This window comes from Levilactobacillus suantsaiihabitans (assembly GCF_004745505.1).
Classification (GTDB): domain Bacteria; phylum Bacillota; class Bacilli; order Lactobacillales; family Lactobacillaceae; genus Levilactobacillus; species Levilactobacillus suantsaiihabitans.
Genome location: NZ_RKLX01000007.1, coordinates 78,610 through 101,804 on the forward strand (window position 1 = coordinate 78,610; position 23,195 = coordinate 101,804).

Annotated in this window: 15 protein-coding genes; 9 read left to right on the forward strand and 6 right to left on the reverse strand. The window is 53.4% G+C overall.

The genetic code is table 11. From position 1 onward, the window contains the following. Positions 1 to 128: 128 nt before the first annotated feature. From mnmG to rpmH, 6 genes are all read right to left on the reverse strand, one after another. The gene (gene mnmG, locus EGT51_RS05675) at positions 129 to 2,039 is read right to left on the reverse strand and encodes a tRNA uridine-5-carboxymethylaminomethyl(34) synthesis enzyme MnmG (RefSeq protein ID WP_135367797.1); all 1,911 of its coding nucleotides are present in this window, start codon (positions 2,037 to 2,039) and stop codon (positions 129 to 131) included. A 573-nt stretch (positions 2,040 to 2,612) separates the two neighbouring features. After that, positions 2,613 to 4,007, reverse strand: a complete 1,395-nt coding sequence (gene mnmE / locus EGT51_RS05680) for a tRNA uridine-5-carboxymethylaminomethyl(34) synthesis GTPase MnmE (RefSeq protein ID WP_135367798.1) — start codon at positions 4,005 to 4,007, stop codon at positions 2,613 to 2,615. A gap of 220 nt (positions 4,008 to 4,227) precedes the next feature. Next, on the reverse strand, positions 4,228 to 5,004 hold the full coding sequence (gene jag / locus EGT51_RS05685; RefSeq protein ID WP_135367799.1) for an RNA-binding cell elongation regulator Jag/EloR: 777 nt from the start codon (positions 5,002 to 5,004) through the stop codon (positions 4,228 to 4,230). A 796-nt stretch (positions 5,005 to 5,800) separates the two neighbouring features. After that, on the reverse strand, positions 5,801 to 6,634 hold the full coding sequence (gene yidC / locus EGT51_RS05690) for a membrane protein insertase YidC (protein ID WP_225428687.1): 834 nt from the start codon (positions 6,632 to 6,634) through the stop codon (positions 5,801 to 5,803). Between the two features lie 11 nt (positions 6,635 to 6,645). Continuing rightward, positions 6,646 to 7,002, reverse strand: coding sequence for a ribonuclease P protein component (gene rnpA, locus EGT51_RS05695; RefSeq protein WP_135367800.1), 357 nt, complete (start codon positions 7,000 to 7,002; stop codon positions 6,646 to 6,648). A 96-nt stretch (positions 7,003 to 7,098) separates the two neighbouring features. Next, positions 7,099 to 7,233, reverse strand: a complete 135-nt coding sequence (rpmH, locus tag EGT51_RS05700; protein WP_081624573.1) for a 50S ribosomal protein L34 — start codon at positions 7,231 to 7,233, stop codon at positions 7,099 to 7,101. Positions 7,234 to 7,772: 539 nt separating this feature from the next. Here rpmH and dnaA point away from each other — a divergent pair. The 9 genes from dnaA to EGT51_RS05745 all read left to right on the forward strand — a co-directional run bounded on the left by dnaA (position 7,773) and on the right by EGT51_RS05745 (position 23,103). Continuing rightward, positions 7,773 to 9,131: a chromosomal replication initiator protein DnaA gene (dnaA, locus tag EGT51_RS05705; RefSeq protein ID WP_135367801.1), complete on the forward strand. Its 1,359-nt coding sequence runs from the start codon at positions 7,773 to 7,775 to the stop codon at positions 9,129 to 9,131. 326 nt (positions 9,132 to 9,457) lie between these two features. After that, positions 9,458 to 10,597 (forward strand): DNA polymerase III subunit beta, encoded by a 1,140-nt coding sequence (dnaN, locus tag EGT51_RS05710; protein WP_135367802.1) that lies wholly within the window; start codon positions 9,458 to 9,460, stop codon positions 10,595 to 10,597. A 544-nt stretch (positions 10,598 to 11,141) separates the two neighbouring features. After that, positions 11,142 to 11,369 carry a S4 domain-containing protein YaaA gene (gene yaaA / locus EGT51_RS05715; RefSeq protein WP_135367803.1) on the forward strand — a complete coding sequence of 76 codons (228 nt, stop codon included), beginning with the start codon at positions 11,142 to 11,144 and terminating at the stop codon, positions 11,367 to 11,369. After that, the gene (gene recF, locus EGT51_RS05720) at positions 11,369 to 12,517 is read left to right on the forward strand and encodes a DNA replication/repair protein RecF (protein WP_135367804.1); all 1,149 of its coding nucleotides are present in this window, start codon (positions 11,369 to 11,371) and stop codon (positions 12,515 to 12,517) included. Before yaaA ends, recF begins: the two co-directional genes overlap by 1 nt. Positions 12,518 to 12,520: 3 nt before the next feature. Further along, positions 12,521 to 14,467: a DNA topoisomerase (ATP-hydrolyzing) subunit B gene (gene gyrB, locus EGT51_RS05725; protein ID WP_135367805.1), complete on the forward strand. Its 1,947-nt coding sequence runs from the start codon at positions 12,521 to 12,523 to the stop codon at positions 14,465 to 14,467. Between the two features lie 88 nt (positions 14,468 to 14,555). Beyond that, on the forward strand, positions 14,556 to 17,054 hold the full coding sequence (gene gyrA / locus EGT51_RS05730; RefSeq protein ID WP_135367825.1) for a DNA gyrase subunit A: 2,499 nt from the start codon (positions 14,556 to 14,558) through the stop codon (positions 17,052 to 17,054). Between the two features lie 396 nt (positions 17,055 to 17,450). Then, positions 17,451 to 19,286, forward strand: a complete 1,836-nt coding sequence (locus EGT51_RS05735) for a bifunctional metallophosphatase/5'-nucleotidase (RefSeq protein ID WP_135367806.1) — start codon at positions 17,451 to 17,453, stop codon at positions 19,284 to 19,286. A gap of 396 nt (positions 19,287 to 19,682) precedes the next feature. Next, a complete protein-coding gene (locus EGT51_RS05740) occupies positions 19,683 to 22,088 on the forward strand; it encodes a BspA family leucine-rich repeat surface protein (protein ID WP_167850150.1) in 2,406 nt (801 codons plus the stop codon). Between the two features lie 211 nt (positions 22,089 to 22,299). After that, positions 22,300 to 23,103: a helix-turn-helix domain-containing protein gene (locus EGT51_RS05745; protein WP_135367808.1), complete on the forward strand. Its 804-nt coding sequence runs from the start codon at positions 22,300 to 22,302 to the stop codon at positions 23,101 to 23,103. Positions 23,104 to 23,195 lie beyond the last annotated feature (92 nt).

The window sequence follows — 23,195 nt, forward strand, 5'->3', positions numbered from 1 at the left end:
AACCCGTAAAAGTTTTGTATAATCACCGATATTACTAATAATAGTTATTGATTAATTATTAATAACAAAAAGACCTTTCTCCACCACGGCTCAGCCGCTATGGAGACAGGTCTTTTTTCGGTGACAGGTTAATCTACTTTAGCAATCTTTCCTTGTTCAATGTACACACTCAAGATTGCGATGTCGGCGGGGTTGACCCCACTGATTCGGCTAGCTTGGGCTAGGGTTTCGGGTTGAATCTTCTTTAGCTTTTGGTGGGCTTCCGTGGCCAGACCGTCGATGGCATCGTAGTCGATCTTGGCTGGAATGGCCTTGGCCTCCATGCGCTTCAGCTTGGCGACGTTATCCTCGGCCTTCTTGATGTAGCCGGCGTACTTCAAGGAGATCTCAATTTCCTCGACGATGTGTCGGTCCAACGGTTGGGCGGGGGCCGGAATGAACCGCAATAACGTTTGGTAGTCCACGTAAGGCCGGCGTAAGAAGACGGCAGCCAAGACACCATCCTGCAGCGGCTTGTCTCCGTGGCTTTCGATAAACGCATTGATCTCGGCACTTGGCTTAATCCGAATGCTGTTCAACCGGTCGATTTCGTCCTTAAGGGCGGCCTTTTTAGCTAAGAAGGCGGCGTAACGCTCGTCACTGATCAGGCCCAGCTCATGTCCCTTGGCCGTTAACCGTAAGTCGGCGTTGTCGTGCCGCAAAATCAACCGGTATTCGGCCCGGCTGGTCAACAAGCGGTAAGGTTCCTTGGTGCCCTTGGTGACCAGGTCATCGACCATGACCCCAATGTAGGCGTCGGAACGCTTCAAGGTAAAGCCTGGCTTGCCTTGGGCCCGTAGACCGGCATTGATTCCGGCTAAGAGACCTTGGCCAGCGGCTTCTTCGTACCCCGACGTCCCGTTCGTTTGCCCCGCCGTGAAGAGGTTCTTCAGCGGCTTGGTCTCTAACGTTGGGCGCAATTGGTAAGGGGCGACCACGTCATATTCAATGGCATAACCGGGCCGCATCATTTGCGCGTCTTCGAGACCCTTGATGGAGTGCAAGATCTTTTGTTGCACTTCTTCAGGCATGGACGTGGACAAGCCTTGAACGTACCATTCATCGGTGTTGCGGCCTTCTGGCTCTAAGAAGAGTTGGTGCCGAGGCTTGTCGGCAAACCGCACGATCTTGTCCTCAATGGATGGACAATACCGGGGGCCGACCCCTTCAATGACCCCCGTGAACATCGGAGCGCGGTCTAAATTGGCCTTGATGATCTCGTGGGTCTTTTGGTTGGTGTAGGTCAACCAGCACGACAACTGATTCTTTAATTCGAGGTAAGCACTGTCGGGCGTGGTGAAACTAAAGTGGTTCGGTTCCACATCCCCCGGCTGTTCTTCGGTCTCATCGTAGTGGATCGTGTTGCCGTCAACCCGTGGTGGCGTCCCAGTCTTGAACCGTTCCAAATCAAAGCCGTACTTGGGTAAATTGGCCGTCAACTTGGTGGCTGGTTGGGAGTTGTTGGGACCCGAAGAATACATCAGTTCCCCGATGATGATCTTGCCCCGAGCAGCGGTGCCGGCCGCGATGACCACGGACTTGGCGCTGTAGTGCGCCCCCGTATTGGTGATGACGCCCTTGCAGACGCCATCTTCCACGATCAGATCGTCCACGATGCCTTGACGCAGGGTCAAGTTAGGTTCGCGTTCGATAGTGTGTTTCATTTCGGCGTGGTAGGCGTGCTTATCGGCCTGGGCCCGCAATGCGCGGACGGCCGGGCCTTTCCCGGTGTTGAGCATCCGCATTTGGACGTAGGTCTTATCAATGTTGCGGCCCATTTCGCCACCCAATGCGTCAATTTCGCGGACAACGATTCCTTTGGCAGGGCCCCCGACGGATGGATTACATGGCATAAACGCCACCATATCCAAGTTGATCGTCATTAACAGGGTCTTGTTGCCCATCCGTGCAGCGGCCAAGGCGGCTTCGCTGCCGGCATGACCGGCCCCCACGACGATGACGTCGTAGTCCTGGCCGGGGTATGCAATTACTTCAGTCATGGTTCTTTCCCTCCAAGTCTAGCCGTTAAACGGTTAAACGATCTCTTTTTACGTTTCTAAGTTTGTTTCAATTACATTGTGCCGTGCTGGTCGCCTACCGTTCGCCCAATATGGGCTGGAACGCGGTGGGCGGACCGGTCGAGCCAAAGGGCGGTCTCACCCTCGCTTTGAGCCGAGAAACACGTCTCAAAGACGCCAGTTCCCTAACCAGCAAGCTGCTAAGGGAACTCCCACGGCTGAGCCCATATTGGCCTTCACTCTCGGCTACTAACAGCGCTGTCACTGACACTGACTAGAATCGACCAGTGTCAGGCCACATAACCGCGCTCACGCCACCATCGTCGCCGGAGGCTGCCAGGAATGGCGCCAGCTGTAACAACGGTGTTGACTGCCGTTTTGGGGCAGTCTACAGCGTGGGACGACTTTGAAGACCCGTGATTTGCGGGGCTTCAAAGCGAGATGGAAGCCCGCCCTTTGGCTGGAATCGGTCCCCATAGCAGGCAGAATTCCTGGCAGCCGCAGGCAACTGGCGCGCCACGACAGGCGACCAGCTCACACCGCTGTTGCCTTGGGTTATTTACCCAAGCAGAATTGGCTGAACAGTTGGTCGAGCAGCTCGTCTTGGTAGCTGTCACCGGTGATCTCGCCCAAAAGGTCCCAGGCGCGGGTCATGTCGATTTGGACCAAGTCGACGGGCATCCCCGCCGCAATGCCGCTTTGCACATCCGTCAAGGCGTCACTGGCTTGGTGCAGCAACCCGATGTGCCGGGCGTTGGTGACCATCACCGTGTTTTGACTGGACTCGATACCCTCATCAAAGAATAGGTGCGCAATCGTTGATTCCAACTGGTCCATCCCGGTACTTTGCAAGATGGACGTCTCAATAATCGGGCTGTCCTTCGCCTCAGCCTTGACCGCTGCCATGTCTAGTTGATTTGGTAAATCGGTCTTGTTTAAAATAAGAATCCGTTGGGTATCCTGCGTCGCCTGTAACAGCTCACGGTCCTCGTCGGTCAGAGGTTCACTGGCGTTTAAGACCAGCATGACCAAATCGGCCGTGTTGATGGCCTTGCGCGAACGTTCCACCCCAATCTTTTCGACCTTATCTTGGGTGTCACGAATCCCCGCCGTGTCGATCAACTTCAACGGAACGCCCTTGACGTTCACGTATTCCTCGATCACGTCACGCGTGGTCCCGGCCACGTCGGTCACGATGGCCTTGTCTTCGTGCAACAAATGGTTCAACAGGCTACTCTTCCCCACGTTGGGGCGGCCGACAATGGCCGTGGCCAAGCCTTCGCGCAAGACCTTGCCTTGCTTGGCGGTGGCCAGTAAGACCTTGATTTGCTTTTGGACCTCTTGGGCCTTTTCCAGCAACATCTTGGTGGTCATCGTTTCCACGTCATCGTATTCGGGATAGTCGATATTGACCTCGACTTGGGCCAGGGCATCCAGGATGTCTTGACGCAAATTTCGAATCAACTTAGACAAGTCACCATCTAATTGGTCTAAAGCTACCTTCATGGACTTGTCCGTTTTGGCCCGAATCAGGTCCATCACGGATTCCGCTTGGGTCAAATCGATCCGGCCGTTCAAGAAGGCTCGCTTGGTGTATTCCCCGGGTTCGGCCAACCGCGCGCCGTAGCTCAAGCACAGCTGTAAGATGCGGTTGGTGGCCACGATGCCCCCGTGACAATTGATCTCGATGATGTCTTCTTTGGTGTAGGTCTTAGGCGCCCGCATGACGGTCACCATGACCTCATCCACCTCTTCGTTGGTTTCCGGGTCGACGATGTGGCCGTAATGAATCGTGTGACTGGCCACCTTCGTTAAGTCAGCCCCCTTGAACAACTTTCCGGCAACGGCAAAGACTTCTTCGCCGCTCAACCGAATAATGGCAATGCCCCCCTCACCAGGTGGGGTCGAAATTGCCGCAATGGTATCAAATTCTGTGGTCGTGACTGCCATGAGCCATCCTCCTTTTTGTCGTTTATCGTCGTCTACGCGGCTGAATGCCCCTTTCTTGTGGGCAAACGAACCGGGCGTATCATTTAACGCCATAAAAAAAAGCACCTACTCCACGCCACCTAACTCTGCGTGGATAAAGTACTTTCACTACTTTATCGTAAACTTGATAAGAATGATTGTCTTCACTATAAGGGCTAACGGCGCATTTGTCAAACCTAAACTATGCTGGTTCGATTACAACCGCGCGGTGCGGCTCTTTGCCGGCCGAATAAGTGCTGACGTAGCGGTTCTTGGCCAGGACCGCGTGAATCTGCTTGCGCTCAAATGACGGCATCGGATCCAAATAAATTGGCTTGCCGGTCGCCACGACCTCGCGGGCCGTACTTTCCGCCAGCCGTGTCAGAGTCGCCGTCCGCCGTTCCCGGTACCCGGCGACGTCCAGCACCACGTCCACGTGTGCGGCGCCATGATGGTTTAAATACAACTGGGCCAGACTTTGTAGGGCGTTGATGGTCCGCCCGTGCTTGCCGATCAACAGGCCTTCCTTGTCGGTGGTAAAGGCCAGGTGAATCTGTCGGTGGGCCGTGTTTTCGACGTCTAACGTGGCGTCAATGCCCAGTTGCTCGACGATTGTGGCCAAGTAGTCCTGAACGCCGTCAATGGCCGCTTGACGTTGCTGACGGCGTTTGGCCGGGTCCACGGTCGGTTGTGGGGCCGCCGGCTGAAGATGAGCCACTGGCGCTTTTACTGCGGCCTTAGGGGCCGGGGTCGGTTGAACCTGTGGCTTAGGTTGGGGTTGGGCCTTTTTGGCCTGCTTCATGGCCTTGGCCACCGGTTTGAGCGTGACGTCGACCATCGCATCGCGTTTACCAATGCCTAAAAAGCCCTTACGCGGGGTCGCAACCACCTTTGTTATCACTTGGTCGCGGCTGGTGTTTAACGCCGCCACGCCTGCAGCAATCGCTGCTGCTTCCGTTTTCCCCGTGTAGATCGTCATCGTCCATTCCTCCATGTCTTTTTCGCTAAAATTTAGTATACCATACGTGACCACCGACCAGTTGCGCTTTCCCCCCAGCGGCGAGATTTTCCAGTGCGTTTGTCGTTCACAGCTTCAAGGTGAGCGCTGGTCGCCTACCGTTCGGCCAATATGGGACTGGAACGCGGTGGGCGGACCGGTCGAGCCAAAGTGCGGTCTCGCCCTCGCTTTGAGCCGAAAAACACGTCTCAAAGACGCCAGTTCCCTAACCAGCAAGCTGCTAAGGGAACTCCCACGGCTGAGCCCATATTGGCCGAACTCTCGGCTGCGGTGGTGGTTGTTGGCGACAATCGCTTTAGTTCTCGGCAATCCTCATCCTGTCCGTCGAATTCAGCCTACCCAGCTTGCCGGCAAATAGCCTCTTGCCGAAATCAGCCAAGAACACTCCCGGCGGAGGTATCCCCAAATTAGTTATTGGCGCAACGCCAACGTTTCTAATCCCATCGCACTAGCATCCCCAGTTAGCTAATTTACGCAATGCCACCGTTCCTAACCCCACCGCCTTGGCAGGCCACAAGTTCGTGTTACCTCCCGCCAAAGACTAAGAAAGCCTTAAGTTCCGGTGTCGACGGGTAACAAAAATCGGTTTCATTTCGTTAGTAATAGTATAGCGCCACCTGAAAGGAGGTGAGTCCCGCAACTCATCCAGTCACCCAGCAACATCCGTTTTCTGCCTACTCTCTTAGCACTCGTCTTTGGGGCTAAAAAAAGCCGCCTGGCACCTGGCCGGACGACTTGAGAAATGCATTTTCAGATATTACTTGCGTTTGCTTTGCTTGGCCCGCCGAATAGCTTTTCTAACGGCGCGGTCGTGCTTGGCCTTTTCCTTTTGTTTCTCATCGCGTTCCGCTTGGATCTTCCACGGATTTTGAATGAGCAGGGTTTGTCCCACTTGGAAAATGTAGGAAATCGTCCAGTACAACGACAGGGATGATGGGACGTTTAGGGCGGTAAAGAAGACCACCACTGGCATCCCGACAACCATCATCGTGTTCATGGAGTTGGTTTCCGGTGCTGACTTAGTCGTTAACCACGAACTAGCGAACGTGGCCAAGGCGGCTAAGATCGGTAACACAAAGTACGGGTCCTTGTGGCCCAATTGTAACCACAAGAAGTTCCCGGACCGCAGAACGGCCGTCCGCCAAATGGCTTGGTACAAAGCCCAGATGATTGGCAGTTGGACCAACGCTGGTAAACAGCCCATTAATGGGTTGATGCCGGCTTCCGAATACAGCTTTTGCTGCTCGGATTGCAGCTTGGCCATCGTTTCGCGGTCTTTAGACGAATATTTCTTTTGCAGAGCCTTGAGTTGGGGTTGGACCTCTTGGGTCTTCCGCATGCTGCGCGTTTGGAAGATCATCAGTGGCATCAAGATCACCCGAATGATAATGGTGAACACGATGATACCGACACCGTAACTGCCGCCGAACAAGTTGGCCAACCAGATAATCGCCCGCGAGAAGTTTAAGACGATCAGGCCGTCCCAAATCCCGGTACTTTGATTGGTGATTGGTTTGTTGCTACAAGCGGAGAGGATAAACACCAGACTGACAATGCCCAGCATGAGTAGGGTACGTTTGTACTTTTTCACGTTTTTCACGTTTATTCCTCGCTATAATTGGAATCCAACAGTTTCGCTAACTTCAACACGTGGACCATACTGCTTTTCGCATCGGCCATGCTAATGCCGTCAGCGCGGGGCCGAGCAATCACGAGGAAATCCACATCTTGTTTCAGGTATGGCTTCAACTCAAGAAGGCTCTGACGGATCCGGCGCTTCACCCAATTGCGGTGAACGGCGTTACCAATCTTTTTACCGACGGAAATGCCGACCCGGAAGTGTTTCTGGTCAGGCTTAGCCATTGAGTAGACCACGAATTGCCGGTTTGCAACCGAATTCCTGGTTTCAAAGACCTGCTGAAATTCCGCTTCTTTCTTAATGCGGTAAGATTTTCGCATGTGCATCTCCAAAGTTCTCGATTTTGCAGTCCGCGCGGGATTGGTGATCCAGTCTCCCCGCAGATAAAATAAAAAGACCACTGAACCTTCAGCGGCCTATGCAGACAATACTTTACGTCCCTTTTGACGGCGACGTGCTAATACTTGACGGCCATTGCTAGTGCTCATCCGCTTGCGGAAGCCGTGGACACGTGAACGGTGACGTTTCTTTGGTTGGAAAGTGCGCTTCATCGTAAAATCTCCTCTCTTAACTATGACTATTTATTTTTTATCTGGAAACCCAGACAAATACTAAATGCATTTCCTGAACATATTAGCATAAAAATCCCAAGAATGAAACCTAAACTTGCGGATTTCACGAAAAAATTGTGGGGACAAAAATTTGTTTCATGCACTTTGCTTGTGGATAAGTTGCTATTTCAGAAAAAGTTATCCGGGAGTTGCCAACCGAGTTATCCACCATTCCACAGCCTGTTTATTTTTTAAATTTAGGAATTGTGATTTCTGTGGATAACTTGTGAAACACTTGATACTATCACTTTTGTAGTTCACACGATCCTGTGCATAACCATTTCGTCAAAAAGTTATTCACAGATTCTCACACCCCTGTGGATAACTCAATCCACTTCCTGTGAAACAATTATGCACAGCTCCAAATACCCTGTGGAAAACTTTTTTTCTTCATGCTACACTGGACTTACGTTTTCTTTTGGGCGGAGTCCGTCCAAAAGTTCAATGAGCTTTCTAAACTAAAATAGGGGGATACCTCAGTGCCAGATATGTTAACTTTGTGGACTGATATCAAAGCGTTGTTTGAGGAAAACAACTCGAAGACAGCCTACGCGACTTGGATCGAAACCGCCAAGCCGATTGCCTTGAATGGCAACAAATTAACGTTGGAACTCCCATCACCCCTGCATCGTGATTACTGGACCCATCAACATCTGGACCAGCAATTGGTAGAATACGCATACCAAGCCGCTCACGAAGATATTCAGCCCGTGCTCATCTTAGAGGGGGAACGCCAGCAACAAGCGACGCTCAAGGCCAAGACGGCCACCCCCGGAGAAAAGGTGACGACTGAACCGACGCCGACCTTTATGAAGGAAACGGCGCTTAATTCTCGCTATACGTTTGACACTTTCGTCATCGGTAAAGGCAACCAAATGGCCCACGCAGCGGCCTTGGTCGTCTCTGAAGAACCCGGCGTGATGTACAATCCGCTGTTCTTTTACGGTGGCGTGGGGTTGGGCAAGACCCACTTGATGCACGCGATTGGCAATAAAATGCTAGAAGATCGCCCAGACACCAAGGTCAAATACGTGACCAGCGAGGCCTTCACGAATGACTTTATCAATGCGATTCAAACCCGTACGCAGGAGCAGTTTCGTCAGGAGTACCGCAACGTTGACTTACTGCTAGTTGATGATATTCAGTTCTTCGCTAATAAGGAAGGAACGCAAGAAGAGTTCTTCCATACCTTTAATGCCCTCTACGACGACGGCAAGCAAATCGTCTTGACGTCCGACCGGCTGCCTAACGAAATTCCCAAGCTCCAAGACCGCTTAGTCTCGCGGTTTGCCTGGGGATTATCTGTGGACATTACGCCCCCGGACCTCGAAACGCGGATCGCCATCTTGCGCAACAAGGCCGATGCTGATCAGATCGACATCCCCGACGACACGCTCAGCTACATCGCCGGGCAGATCGACTCCAACGTCCGGGAATTGGAGGGCGCCTTAGCGCGGGTACAAGCTTACTCGCAGCTGATGCACCAACCGATCACCACGGACCTGGCCGCCGAAGCCTTGAAGAGCCTCAACCTGGCCAACGCCAGCGATGCCGTCACGATTCCCGTGATCCAAGACCGGGTGGCCAACTACTTCAACGTGTCACTCAAGGATCTGAAGGGGAAGAAACGCAAAAAGGCGATCGTCATGCCGCGCCAGATTGCCATGTACCTGTCGCGTGAACTCACCGAAGCCTCACTGCCGCGCATCGGCAACGAATTCGGCGGGAAAGACCATACTACGGTGATTCACGCCTATGATAAGATCACCGAGATTTTAAAGACCGATGCCCAGCTACAAAAGGACATCGACAGCTTGAAAGATGAATTAAGGCGGTAAACCGCGGCGCACTGGTTGCCGTGCGTTTACCAACGCGTTAGTGCTTGAGCAGCGTTAACCTGATCGTCGCTGGTCACCAGTCATCGGCGGACTCGCGGCGGTCTTTTTGTGACCACTTGCGGTATGATAGAAGCAGGTGACCACAGCGCGTGTGGATAAAATTGACAAACACCTAAAGTTTTCCACAAGTTATCCACAGGTGGAAAACGGCATGTAACCGGCTGTTTCTCAAAGTTATCCACAGAATACACCGCTCTACTACGGCTACTGTTTTTTATCTTTTAATTAAGTTAAACCACCCGCACCATGAAAAGGAGTGTCAGTTTATGAAATTCACCATCAACCGGGCCGCGTTCGTCAAGGAACTGAACAACGTCTCCCGGGCCATCTCTTCAAAGACGACGATTCCCATTTTGACGGGATTAAAAATCGTGGCCAGTGACGCTGGGTTACTCTTAACCGGGTCCAACGCCGATATTTCTATTGAAACTTTGATTCGCGCCGATGATCCCGACCTGGGCTTGTCCATTGACGAACCGGGAGCCATCGTCTTAACGGCGCGGTTCTTCAGCGAAATCGTTAAACGCTTGCCAGAAAAGGAAATGACCGTCACCGTTAAAGACGGGTTCCAAACCGAAATCACTTCCGGTGCGGCGGCCTTTAACATCAACGGCCAAGACGCCAACAACTATCCGCATTTACCAGAGATCGACGCGGCCGATTCCGTCGTCTTATCTGGTGCGGTTTTCAAAGAACTGATTGGCCAAACCGTCATTGCGGTCTCCAACCAGGAAAGCCGGCCGATCTTGACCGGGGTTCATTTTGTCTTGTCCAACAACCAATTCTTGGCGGTCGCCACGGATAGTCACCGGCTGAGCCAACGGCAAATTGAATTGCCAACACCTAGTGACGCAACGTTTGACGTTATTATCCCCGGGAAGAGTCTGACGGAATTGTCCCGGATGATCGGGGATGACGATGCTGACGTGAAGATGCAATTCTCCGAAAACCAAGTGTTGTTCCTCTTGGGTGATACGTCGTTTTACTCCCGGCTGCTGGAAGGCAACTACCCCGACACGTCGCGGTTGATCCCTAAGGAAGCCTCGACCACGGTCGAATTCGAAGCGCCAGAACTGTTGGCTGCCGTCGAACGGGCCTCACTGTTGTCCCATGAATCGCGGAACAACGTGGTCAAGCTGACCTTAACGCCGGCCGAAAACCAAGTCACCATCTTCAGTAACTCCCCAGACGTCGGGAACGTTGAAGAAGACTTGGCCCCCAAGGAACTGGATGGCGAAGACCTCGAGATCTCGTTTAACCCAGATTACATGAAGGATGCGCTCCGTTCCTTCGGCCAAAGCACGATCCGGGTGGCCTTTACCTCAGCGTTGCGGCCATTCACCCTGGTTCCGACCGAAGACACCAGCAACTTCATTCAACTGATCACGCCGGTACGGACGTTCTAGAAAATTTCACAAGTCATTTCACAAGCGAATTCACAAGCACTGCCACGCATCAGCGGGTGGTGCTTTTTTTATTGAGAGTGGGCCAACAGGCGCTTAACTAGCACCGTTAAGCGGACCCAGTTGCCTGGTGGCACACTTTTCGGCAGGTTGGCGGTTAGCGAAGGGAACGTCAAGGCCAACCCGTGACTCATCGCGCCCAGCTCAGTGTTCCCCTCCGAATCTGAAACGTAGCCGGCCAAATGGGGATGTGACCACAGGCTGTGGCGGTTAGTTTCCCGCCAATTCACGGTGATTGGGGGCGTTAATGACCTGCTGTTAGGGGCAAGAGCGGCTAATATAACAATTTTTATCAAAAATCCAGCTAAATTTTGACGATTTCCGCCGTAACCGGGCTATTTTTGGTTCTGAGCAAATTTACTGGCTTTTTGGCAAAAATATCAAGAACGGCATAAATCGGCTGAGAGGCGAAAAATAAGGTAGTTCAACTGTACCTTTGCTGTAAAAAGCGGTATAATATAAGAGAAGAAAAATAAGGGGTGAAATTGTGAAAAAAGAAGTTTTCATTGAAACGCCCTACATCACTTTAGGCCAGTTACTTAAAGAAGAATCCGTCATCAGTACGGGCGGTCAAGCCAAGTGGTATTTGCGGGAAAACACCGTGGATGTCAATGACGAGCCGGATAATCGGCGCGGCCGCAAGTTGTATCCTGGAGATACGGTCGCCGTACCTGAGGTAGGATTATTTTTTATACGCTCAAAGCAGGGTGAATAATGTATTTGCAGGAGTTGCAGCTGCAGCATTTTCGCAATTATCCGGCCGCTGATCTGCAGCTGGGTAAGGGCATCAACGTCTTATTAGGCGAAAATGCGCAGGGGAAAACCAATCTATTAGAGGCCATTTACGTGTTGGCGTTAACGCGCAGTCACCGGACGGCAAACGACCATGACCTGGTCAATTGGGAGGCCAAAACGGCTAAGATCAGTGGCAAGGTGGTCAAGAGTGCCGGGACCGTGCCGTTAGAGCTGACATTTTCGCGTCAGGGCAAACGCGCCAAGGTCAATCACCTGGAACAGGCGCGGCTGTCACAGTACGTGGGGCAGCTCAACGTGATTTTATTTGCGCCAGAAGATCTTGCCATCGTCAAAGGGGCCCCGTCCGTGCGGCGGCGGTTCATGGACATGGAGTTTGGCCAGATGAATCCGCGCTACCTCTACAACTTGAGCCAGTACCGCACGCTGTTGAAGCAACGCAACCGCTACTTGAAGGATCTCCAGCACAAGCAAAAAAAGGACCTCCTTTTTTTGTCGGTGTTATCCGATCAACTGGCGGCATACGGGGCGGAGATCATTGCGCAACGGTTGAACATGCTCAAGAAGCTGGAGCACTGGGCCCAGGCAATTCACGCCGAGATCTCGCAACAACGCGAGGAATTGACGTTTCATTACGCCACCCAGGTCCCTGACGACCAGTTAACGGACGCCAAGACCATCTGTGCGGCGTTAACGGCACTGTACGCCAAGCAGCGCGATAAGGAGCTCTACCAGGGCACGACGCTGGTGGGCCCCCATCGCGACGACCTGCATTTTCAGGTCAACGGCAAAAACGTGCAGACGTTCGGGTCGCAGGGCCAGCAACGGACCACGGCGCTCAGCGTAAAGTTGGCCGAGATTGATTTGATGAAAGAAGAGACCGGCGAGTACCCCGTCTTATTGCTAGACGACGTGCTCTCCGAACTCGATGATGCCCGGCAGACCCATCTGCTGACGGCAATTCAGGATAAAGTCCAAACGTTTATTACCACCACCAGCTTGAGCGGGATCACCCGCCAGCTGATCAAGGACCCGACCATTTTTCACGTGGCAGCGGGCACCGTGGTGGCTGACGCGTCGGCAAACGACGCAGCAACAAAGGAGGATTAGGCAGTGGCTGATTACGAACACGAAACCAAAGCAGAACAGGCACGGGAATACGATGCCAGCCAGATTCAAGTCTTAGAGGGCTTGGAAGCGGTCCGGAAACGGCCCGGGATGTACATTGGCTCGACGAGTGCCCAAGGCCTGCACCACTTGGTCTGGGAAATTGTGGATAACGGGATCGACGAAGCCTTGGCGGGCTTTGCCGACGAGATTCACGTGACCGTCAATAAGGACAACAGTGTAACCGTGACAGATAACGGGCGGGGGATCCCAATCGATATCCAAAAGAAGACGGGGAAACCCGCTTTGGAAACGGTCTTCACCATCCTGCACGCCGGGGGTAAATTCGGCGGTGGCGGCTACAAGGTCTCTGGTGGGCTGCACGGGGTTGGTGCGTCCGTGGTCAACGCGCTGTCGACCGAACTGGACGCCCAAGTCATCCGGGGTGGCAAAAAGTACGGGATCACCTTTAACCGTGGTCACGTGGTCACACCGATGCGTGTAGTTGAAGAGGGCTTGCCCGAAGACCAACACGGCACCATCGTGCACTTCTTGCCGGACCCAGACATTTTCCGGGACACGACGACGTTTGACATCAAGACGTTGACCACCCGGATCCGGGAACTGGCCTTCTTAAACAAGGGCTTGCGGATCACGATCCGTGACGAACGCCCAGAAACACCAACGGAAGACGATTTCCTCTACGAAGGCGGGATTCGCCACTACGTTGATTATTTAAACGAAAACAAAGAAACCCTGTTCGAACCCCCAATTTACGTGGAAGGGCAGGAAAACGGCATTACGGTGGAAGTGGCCTTACAGTACACTGACGACTACCACAACAACCTGTTGACGTTTACCAACAACATTCACACCTACGAAGGGGGGACCCACGAAGAAGGGTTCAAGCGGGCCTTGACGCGGGTCGTGAACGACTACGCGCGTCAAAACAAGCTGATGAAGGATAACGAGGCTAACCTGACCGGGGATGACGTCCGCGAAGGGTTAACGGCCGTCGTGTCCGTCAAGCACCCGGATCCCCAATTCGAAGGGCAGACTAAGACCAAGTTAGGTAACTCGGATGCCCGGACCGCCGTGGATCATACGTTTGCCGACCACTTCATGCGCTTCTTGATGGAACATCCGGATGTGGCCAAGAAGATTGTCGACAAGGGGAACCTGGCGTCTAAGGCGCGGGTTGCCGCTAAACGGGCCCGGGAAGTCACCCGGAAGAAGAGTGGGCTAGAAATTTCTAACCTGCCTGGTAAATTGGCCGATAACACGTCCAAGGATCCCGAGATTTCCGAACTGTTCATCGTCGAAGGGGACTCCGCCGGTGGCTCTGCCAAGCAGGGCCGTTCGCGGTTGACGCAAGCCATCCTGCCAATTCGGGGGAAGATTTTGAACGTCGAAAAGGCCTCCATGGACCGGATCTTGGCCAACGAAGAAATTCGTTCGCTGTTTACCGCCATGGGCACGGGCTTTGGTAACGATTTTGACGTGGCCAAGGCCAACTACCACAAGCTCATCATCATGACCGATGCCGATGTCGATGGCGCCCACATTCGGACCCTGTTGTTAACGTTGGTCTACCGCTACATGCGGCCGTTGTTGGATGCTGGGTACGTGTACATCGCTTGTCCACCGCTGTATCGGGTGCGTCAAGGCAAGATGCAACGGTACTTAGACAGCGACGACGAATTGAAAGACTTACTCGGCCAATTGCCACCAGCACCTAAGCCACAGATCCAACGATACAAAGGGTTAGGGGAAATGGATGCCGAACAGCTCTGGGACACCACCATGAATCCGGAAAACCGGCGCTTATTGCGGGTCGATGCGGATGACGCCATCAATGCCGACCAAGTGTTTAGCATGTTGATGGGCGATAAAGTGGCTCCCCGGCGCGAATTCATCGAGGACAATGCCACCTTTGCCGAGTTGGATGTTTAGTGAGTGTTAGGGAAGAACGGAGGGTAAAAATTTGGCTGATGATCAAAATTATTTAAGTCGGATTACCGACGTTGACCTGTCACAAACGATGCGCTCATCCTTCTTGGATTACGCAATGAGTGTGATTGTTCAACGGGCGTTACCGGACGTGCGGGATGGCTTGAAGCCAGTCCACCGCCGGATCTTGTACGATATGCATGAACTGGGGATTACCCCCGATAAGCCATTCCGGAAATCAGCCCGGATGGTCGGGGATGTCCTCGGGAAATATCACCCACATGGGGATTCCGCCGTGTACGAATCCATGGTGCGGATGGCCCAAGACTTCTCGTACCGTTACATGTTAGTCGACGGTCACGGGAACTTCGGGTCCGTCGATGGTGACGGGGCCGCCGCCATGCGGTATACCGAAGCGCGGTTGAGTAAGATTGCCATGGAAATGCTGCGGGACATCAACAAGGATACGATCGATTTTCAAGACAACTATGATGGGTCCGAACGCGAACCCGTCGTCTTGCCATCACGGTTCCCGAACCTGTTAGTCAACGGGGCTTCCGGGATCGCCGTGGGGATGGCCACCAACATTCCGCCGCACAACTTGACGGAAGTGATCAGTGCACTGCACATCTTGATGAAAAACCCCGATGCCAGTCTGGCTGAGTTAATGGAGGCCTTACCAGGGCCCGACTTCCCAACCGGTGGGATCGTCATGGGGAAGGCCGCCATTCGCCGGGCTTACGAGACCGGGAAGGGTACCATTACCTTGCGGGCTAAGGTCGATATCGAAGAAGAAAAGAACGGCAAGCAACGGATCGTGGCCACGGAAATTCCGTACATGGTCAACAAGGCCAAGCTGATCGAACGGATCGCTGAATTGGCCCGGGACAAGCGGATCGAAGGCATTACCGATGTCAACGATGAAACCGACCGGACCGGGATGCGGATCGTCATCGATGTCCGCCGCGATGCCAGTGCCGAAGTCATTTTAAACAACCTGTACAAGATGACCTTGATGCAGACCTCATTTGGGATCAACATGCTGGCTATCGTCAACGGAGCCCCGAAAGTACTGGGCTTAAAGGCCATCTTACAGTACTACCTGGAATTCCAGCTGCAGGTCATCAAGCGCCGGACGGCCTTCGAATTGCGCAAGGCTGAAGCGCGGGCCCACATCCTGGAAGGGTTGCGAATCGCCTTAGACCACATCGATGCCATCATCACGATCATTCGCCAGTCGCAAACGGCGGAAGTCGCTAAAAATGAATTGATGACACGCTACAGCCTGTCAGACAAGCAATCGCAAGCCATTTTGGACATGCGGTTGGTTCGCCTGACCGGTTTGGAACGCGAAAAGGTCGAAAAGGAATACAACGATGTCATGGCGAACATCAAGGACTACAAGGAAATCTTGGCCTCCAAGGACCGCCAACAAGACATCATTTACCAAGAATTGTTAGACATTCAAAACAAGTTTGGGGATGCCCGGCGGACCGAATTGATGGTCGGCGAAGTCCTCAGCTTGGAAGACGAAGACTTGATCGCCGAAGAAGACGTCGTGGTTTCCTTGACGCACAACGGCTACATCAAGCGCTTGCCAACGTCTGAATTCAAGGCACAAAACCGCGGTGGTAAAGGGGTTCAAGGCATGGGCGTGCACGATGATGACTTCATCGAACACCTCGTGGCGACCTCCACGCACGACATGTTGTTGTTCTTCACCAACACTGGGAAGGTCTACCGCATGAAGGGCTACGAAATCCCTGAATACGGCCGGACCGCCAAGGGAATCCCCGTGATCAACCTGCTGGGGATCAACAACAACGAGCACGTGCAAGCCGTCATCAACGTTGCTAATCCGGGTGAAAACGAACAGCGTGATCTGTTCTTCACCACGGTCCAAGGCACGGTCAAGCGGACGCCAGTCGATGAGTTTGCCAATATCCGCAGCAATGGTCTGAAAGCCATCAACCTGAAGGAAGACGACGAACTGATCGATGTTGCCATCATCAATGCCGACGCCAACATGATCATCGGGACCCACTTGGGGTACGCCGTGAGCTTTGCGGCCCAAGACGTGCGCTCGATGGGTCGCTCGGCCACTGGTGTGCGCGGGATTCGCCTGCGTGACCACGACTACGTGATTGGCGCCAGCGTCTTGAAGCCCGACAGTCGCGTGTTTGTCATTTCCGAAAAGGGTTATGGGAAGCAAACGGCCGCCAGTGAATACCCAATCAAGGGACGTGGTGGTAAAGGAATCAAGACGGTCAACGTGACGACCAAGAACGGACCGTTGGCCGGGCTGACTACCTTAGACGGTGACGAAGATATCATGTTGGTCACCGATAAAGGGGTCATGATCCGCTTTAGCGGCAGTGACGTTTCCGAAACGGGTCGGGCTACCTTAGGGGTACACCTGATTCGTTTGGCAGACGACACCACGGTCGCTACCATGGCCAAGGTCGACAAAGAAGACGACAGCGCTGACGATGATGCCGATGCAGACAACAGTGCCGCTAGTGAGACGGCACCGGCTGCTGCACCAGACAACGCCGCAACGACGCCGGATTCGGATGCGCCGGAAGCTTAATTAAAAGATCAATATAGTCATAAAAATCAGCGTGGTACCTTTGAGTCGTTAGACGATTGGGTACGGCGCTGATTTTTTTTGCGTAGCATCAAAATTCCTACCGGATGGTTGCGGGGAGGAATCTTTTGTCCACAAGTCTACTTGTAGACGTAAACACTGAAAGTAAAACGATTAACCCAATGGAACTCGAACTGGCTGAAAGCCTGAATAGTAGCCATTCGTAGCTTATGTTTTCTCATAGGCCGATTGGTGTTTCATAACAACCAACCCCACGCGTTGCCAGCTTAAAGTCACCACCTGATTTTAATTTAAAAAGGAATTGTTTGTAAGAATTTTCATTGATACGCTGGAGACACGGCTATTTGCAAGCCATTATTTTTCAGGGAGGGTTTTGTTATGGGTAAACATCATTGGCAACATGTCTTAATGGGCACACTCTTGGTTCCAGCATTGATCGCGGGGAGTGGTGAGTTCTCGACGATCACGGCGAATGCCAAGACTGTAAAGGTCACGACCAAGACGGACCGCTACGCTGCACCGACCGCACAACCGGGGTACAAGACGGTGCCGAAGAAATACAAGCGGTCCATTCCCATTCAAATTTTAGGTATCAATGACCTGCATGGGGGGCTGGAGACTACGGGCTCCGTCAATATCGGGACGAAGACCTACGAGGGGGTCGGGACGGTCACGCGGCTAGCGGCTGGCTTGGATCAAGCCCAAAACCACTTTAAAAAAGTCCAACACTCTAAGAATACCTTTCGGGTAGAGGCGGGCGATATGGTCGGGGCCTCACCGGCGAATTCAACGCTGCTGGCGCATGAATCCACGATGCACGCGTTAACAGCCATGAAATTTCAGGTGGGGACGCTGGGAAATCACGAATTCGATCACGGCCTGGGCGAGTTCAACCGAATCCTGACCGGGAAAAAGCCAGCCACCACGGCATCTTCGCTGATTCAAAAGTATCCGCATCAAAATTCGAAGATCAAACTCGTGGTTGCCAACGTGGTCAAGAAGAGCAATCATAAGCGCCCTTACGGCTACCAGCCTTACGTCATCAAAACGGTCAAGGCCCACGGTAAAAAGGCAAAGGTGGGCTTCATCGGGATTGAAACGACTGATCTGCCTAGTTTGACGCTCCTGCAAAACTACCAGGATTATCAAATCTTGGATGAAGCGCAGACTATTAAGAAGTATGACCGCATTTTAAACAAGAAGGGCGTCAAGGCAGTCGTCGTCCTGGCCCATACCGGGGTCTCGACTTACGGTAAGCAAACCAGTGGGTCGGCCGTCGACATTTTAAAGAAGGTCAACCAAACGGATCCTAAGAATAACGTGGGCCTGTACGTGGCCGGCCATTCCCATCAATACGCCAACGCGACGGTGGGGAAGACGCGCGTCGTGCAGGCGGTGTACACGGGGAAGGCCTACAACAACACCCAAGGGTACATCAGTCCTAAGACTGGGAAATTCATGCGCTTAGTGTCACACGTCTATCCGGTTCTGCCGAAGAGTCAGGCGCCGAAGGTCAAGGACAATGCTAAGGTATCGGCCATCGTGGCGGATGCCAACAAGCGGGTCGCTCCGCAGGTCAATGCGGTGATCGGTCAAGCCGCTACCGCCACCACAATTACGGGGCGTCTCAACAACTCTAAGACCATGGAAAATGCGGCTGGGGAACTGGTCGTCGACGGGCAGTTGTATGAAGCCAATAAATTAGGCACTAAGGCCGACTTTGCGATGACCAACAATGGCGGTGTGCGGGCTGATCTGGCAGTCAAACCGGACAAGTCGATCACCTGGGGCGCGGCCACGGCCGTTCAGCCATTTGGCAACATCCTGCAAGTCGTCGAGATGACGGGTCAGCAGATCAAAGATGCGTTGAACCAGCAGTATGATGAGAAACAGGCCTACTACCTGCAGATTGCCGGGCTGCATTACACCTACACAGACAATCCGGCTGGTGGCGTCGACACGCCTTACCAGGTGGCTGATATCACCAAGGCCAACGGCGATCCATTGGAGATGAATGCGACCTACAACGTCGTCATCAATGATTTCTTGCATGGTGGTGGCGATAACTTCGCGGCCTTTAAGGACACCAAGATCGTGGCGTCAGTGGGGACGGATACGGATACTTTTGTCAATTACATCAAGGATATGACGGCAGCGGGGACGCCGGTTCAAGCACCAAAATTGGATCGGAAGGTTTATCTCGGCAGCCATTAAGGACCAGAAAAGAGAGTGAAACTGGCTGCCTTTGGACGCACGCTTCAGCTAGATAAGGGAATGCGAAAGAGCCTAGGAAGGTTTTATCCTAGGCTCTTTTTGCTGGGGCGAGCCCGGTTAGCTGATGGACAATTTAATTGTGCCCATCGGCTATAGTTTAAATAATAAACGTTTCTACTGGCAATTTTTCGGGGAAGTGACTATACTCGGTCTAGACCATGAAAACGACAGTTGGCGTCGACCACCAGGGGGTTGAGGCTGGCGACGATTTGAAGTGAACCGATTGAGCCAAATGGGGATTGCGGGATTAAGGGGCTTAACTGCTAATCCGGCAAAAGGAATGAAAACTGTTAATTTTAGAAAATTGCGTCCCTTGGGGATGTGGAGGAGGACATGATGACAAGCAATTGGCGGACACAAGTCCATGAAGTCAACTTTATCTTGAAGGTAGGGGTCGTTGTCAGTGTGGCGTTGGGTGGCTGGGAGTGGCGTAGCTTCCAACCGGTCCCAGCCGCAGCGAACCGCGTCGTAGCGACCACCAGAAGCGCGTGGGGGACCACGGCCTCTGGCCAGTCGGGGACGTCTAAGTGGACGCTGCACAATGGGGTGTTGCGCCTGGAAGCCGGCCAATTGGCGCGGAATCCAACGTGGCAGCAGTACGCCAGCGAGGTGCAAGAGATCCAAGTCCTAGGACCGGTACAATTACCCGCCAATAGTGCCGGCCTATTTGCGGATTTCACGCAGCTCCAGCAAGTCAGTGGTTTCACACAGTTGGATACCAGTCGGGTCACCAATATGGCGCGGATGTTTCAAAATGTCGAACTGTTAAGGACGCTGGATTTGAGTCACTGGGACGTGAGCCACGTGACGTCGATGTGGATGATGTTTTGGGATGACGATAGCCTCAGCACACTCAAACTCACGGGCTGGCGGACACCGAGTTTAACGAACATGAATGGAATGTTTGCCAAGACGGCGCTGAGTGGCCTGGACCTCGATGATTGGGACGTGAGCCACGTTACCGATATGGGCTCGATGTTTGATGAGATGCCGTACCTGCAGTACTTGGCTATCGATGATTGGCAAACGGGCCAGGTGACCAACATGGGGTGGATGTTTGCGGAAACGCCCCGGTTAAGCGGTCCGGATATCCAGGAGTGGGACACGCATCAGGTGACTCGCATGGACGATATGTTTATCGACAGTGGGGTGCGGTGGCTGGATCTGCATCACTGGGACGTCAGCCACGTGACGGACATGGACGAGATGTTTCGGCTCTGTGAGCGGTTGACTCACCTGGACGTCGCCGGCTGGCAAACGGGACGAGTCACGAATATGGACCGGATGTTTCAGGGCGTTCCGGCCACCACGCTGGCGGTTTCGGACTGGGATGTCAGTCACGTGACGTCGATGACGCAGATGTTTCGTGACGTGGGGGTGCCGGCGTTAGACCTGGCTCACTGGGACGTCCGCCACGTGGAAAATTTCGAGCAAATGTTTGGCCGGGCGCGGATAAAGACGCTCGATGTGAGTGGCTGGCAAACGGCACGGGCGGCCAGTATGCAAAAGATGTTTATTTATGCGCTCGTGAAAAATTTGGACCTGTCGGGATTTGACATGACCCATTTGGACTATCGCCCCAATGATGTCTTTTGGACGGATGGGCGCGTCGAGGACATGCTGGCGTATATGCCGGCATTGAAGACGGTGCGGCTGGGACCGAAGAACTTGCTGCTGGATGCGCACGGCTACACGGTCGGTCTGGGACTGACGAACATGGACGAGCAAAAAGATAGTCAATGGCAGGCCGTGGGGACAGGAACGGTGGCGCATCCGCAGGGCCAGTTGCTGAGCGTTGCTGAACTGGAGCACCACTACACGTCGGCGATGGCCGATACCTACGTACGGGTCCCCAAGTTGCGTGACCTGCGAATCGACTACCAGGATATTGACACGCATCAGAAACTGGCGCCGTCGCAAACTCAACAGGGGCTTCTGGGGTCAATGTATACGCTGACGCCTTTGCTGATTCCGGGCTATGAATTTGTCCGGAGTAGTACCGATAGTCTGTTCGGTGACTTTATGGAAGATCCGGTGGCGGTCCAGCTGTACTATCGCCGGATGGCAGTGAAGCCGGACCCGGGACCTGATCCGGACCCAGATCCTGATCCTAAGCCAGACCCGGAACCCAATCCGGAACCAACGCCAGACCCCGATCCTGATCCGGAGCCCAACCCGGAACCCAACCCGGAACCCAACCCGGAACCCAACCCGGAACCGACGCCAGACCCAAATCCGACGCCTGATCCAGGGCCCAGTCCGGAGCCCAATCCTAATCCAAATCCCAATCCAGAGCCGACGCCTGAGCCGAATCCCAACCCTGAACCGAACCCTGATCCGGCGCCAGACCCGAACCCAGGCCCCAACCCAAGCCCAAATCCAACACCAACGCCGAATCCAGGATTAACACCGGCCCCCACGCCGCAACCGCAACCAGTCCAGCCCATTGAATCTGGGGATGCGGCCGACCAAGTCACCCCGCAACCCGACCAGCCGGTACAGACGGGAAATTCTGGTGATCTGATTATGCCAGAAAACCGGCCAGCTGAGTCACGGTCAGCGCAACGCCAGCGGGGACAACAGCCAGCAAAACAGTCAATGCAGTCAAGACAATCACCGGCTGCCGCGCAACCAGCCAACCAACAATTACCCGCGACGGGGGAGCAGTTGTCCCGGGTAGCGCTGATTTGGGGAAGTCTATTGTTAGGCGGATTGGGTTGGTGTTGGTGGCGTAAGCGGTAATCATAGGTGTGATTTATACAACTACTAATTGTTTTGCCGGATTAGATACTGAAGTGAGCAATTTATTTGAAGCTGATGGCGGCTAACTAAGCTTGTTATAATCAAAATTATTTAAAATATTTAAATAATTGTATATGATTTAATCTGTTTACTTTATTGCACCGATTTGGTATCTTAGCAGTAACAACTCAATCAGAGGGGAGAAGGGACGATGACGGGAGAATCGGTCGGTCGTTATTTGCAGCAGTGCCGCCAACAACGAGGGGTGGCGTTGACTGCCTTAGCAACGCGCGTGTGTCCACTGGACGTTTTGGCGGCAATTGAACAGGGGCAGCGCTCCCCCAGCGTGGCCCAGTTGACCCAACTGTACCAACAACTGGGAATCGTACGCAACCGGCCCTTGCCGCAGAGCTATCCCATTCGGCGTCTCCCCGTGTTTGACCGGCGACTGCAATCTTGGTGGCAAAAGCAGGCATACGGTCAACTGGTGGCCAATGTGGCCGCTGGTGACGTGCTGCGCCAGTTGACCACTGACACGGATCGCCAGGCCATCCTGTATTACTATGGCCGCTCGCTGGCGGCAATCGGGGATGTGGAGGCCGCCCAGTTACATTTACGCGCGGGCCTGATGTTTATGACCCCCCAATCCCCGCAAGTCTACCGCTCGCTAGACCTCTTGTTACTGGCGGCGGAAAATAGCGTTAGGGACCTCACAACGCCCGAACCGGATCTGTCGGGTTTTGACCGGGCGGTGACGGTCATCCGGGAGGGCCGGGTAAGAGATGCGCCGGAAAATTTGACGTTGGTTTTTTACCAATATGCCCAAGCACAGCTGAACTTAAACCGGCCGCAAGCAGCGATTACCTTGTTACGCGAGGCCATCGCCTGGGATGTGCAGCACCAGACGACCTATCTCTTGCCGGATTGTTATCTCTTGCTTGCGCTGGCGTTGAAAATGACGCAACCGGAACGGGCGGCATTCTTTCATCTTGCCGATCAGCCCGAAAAATTTTAAAGAAGTTGCGAGATTCAAAAATATTTGGCGATTTTTTACGGAGTTGATGGGTGTAACGTAAGTAAGCAACCCATCGGTCGGCCCCGATTTGC

Excerpts from the sequence above, each read along its gene's own strand:
- gyrA (WP_135367825.1), top strand. The coding sequence starts at position 14,556 with ATGCGCTCATCCTTCTTGGATTACGCAATGAGTGTGATTGTTCAACGG.
- EGT51_RS05740 (WP_167850150.1), top strand. The coding sequence starts at position 19,683 with ATGACAAGCAATTGGCGGACACAAGTCCATGAAGTCAACTTTATCTTG.
- mnmE (WP_135367798.1), bottom strand. The coding sequence starts at position 4,007 with ATGGCAGTCACGACCACAGAATTTGATACCATTGCGGCAATTTCGACC.
- recF (WP_135367804.1), top strand. The coding sequence starts at position 11,369 with ATGTATTTGCAGGAGTTGCAGCTGCAGCATTTTCGCAATTATCCGGCC.
- rnpA (WP_135367800.1), bottom strand. The coding sequence starts at position 7,002 with ATGCGAAAATCTTACCGCATTAAGAAAGAAGCGGAATTTCAGCAGGTC.
- mnmG (WP_135367797.1), bottom strand. The coding sequence starts at position 2,039 with ATGACTGAAGTAATTGCATACCCCGGCCAGGACTACGACGTCATCGTC.
- dnaN (WP_135367802.1), top strand. The coding sequence starts at position 9,458 with ATGAAATTCACCATCAACCGGGCCGCGTTCGTCAAGGAACTGAACAAC.
- rpmH (WP_081624573.1), bottom strand. The coding sequence starts at position 7,233 with ATGAAGCGCACTTTCCAACCAAAGAAACGTCACCGTTCACGTGTCCAC.
- EGT51_RS05735 (WP_135367806.1), top strand. The coding sequence starts at position 17,451 with ATGGGTAAACATCATTGGCAACATGTCTTAATGGGCACACTCTTGGTT.
- jag (WP_135367799.1), bottom strand. The coding sequence starts at position 5,004 with ATGACGATCTACACGGGGAAAACGGAAGCAGCAGCGATTGCTGCAGGC.
- EGT51_RS05745 (WP_135367808.1), top strand. The coding sequence starts at position 22,300 with ATGACGGGAGAATCGGTCGGTCGTTATTTGCAGCAGTGCCGCCAACAA.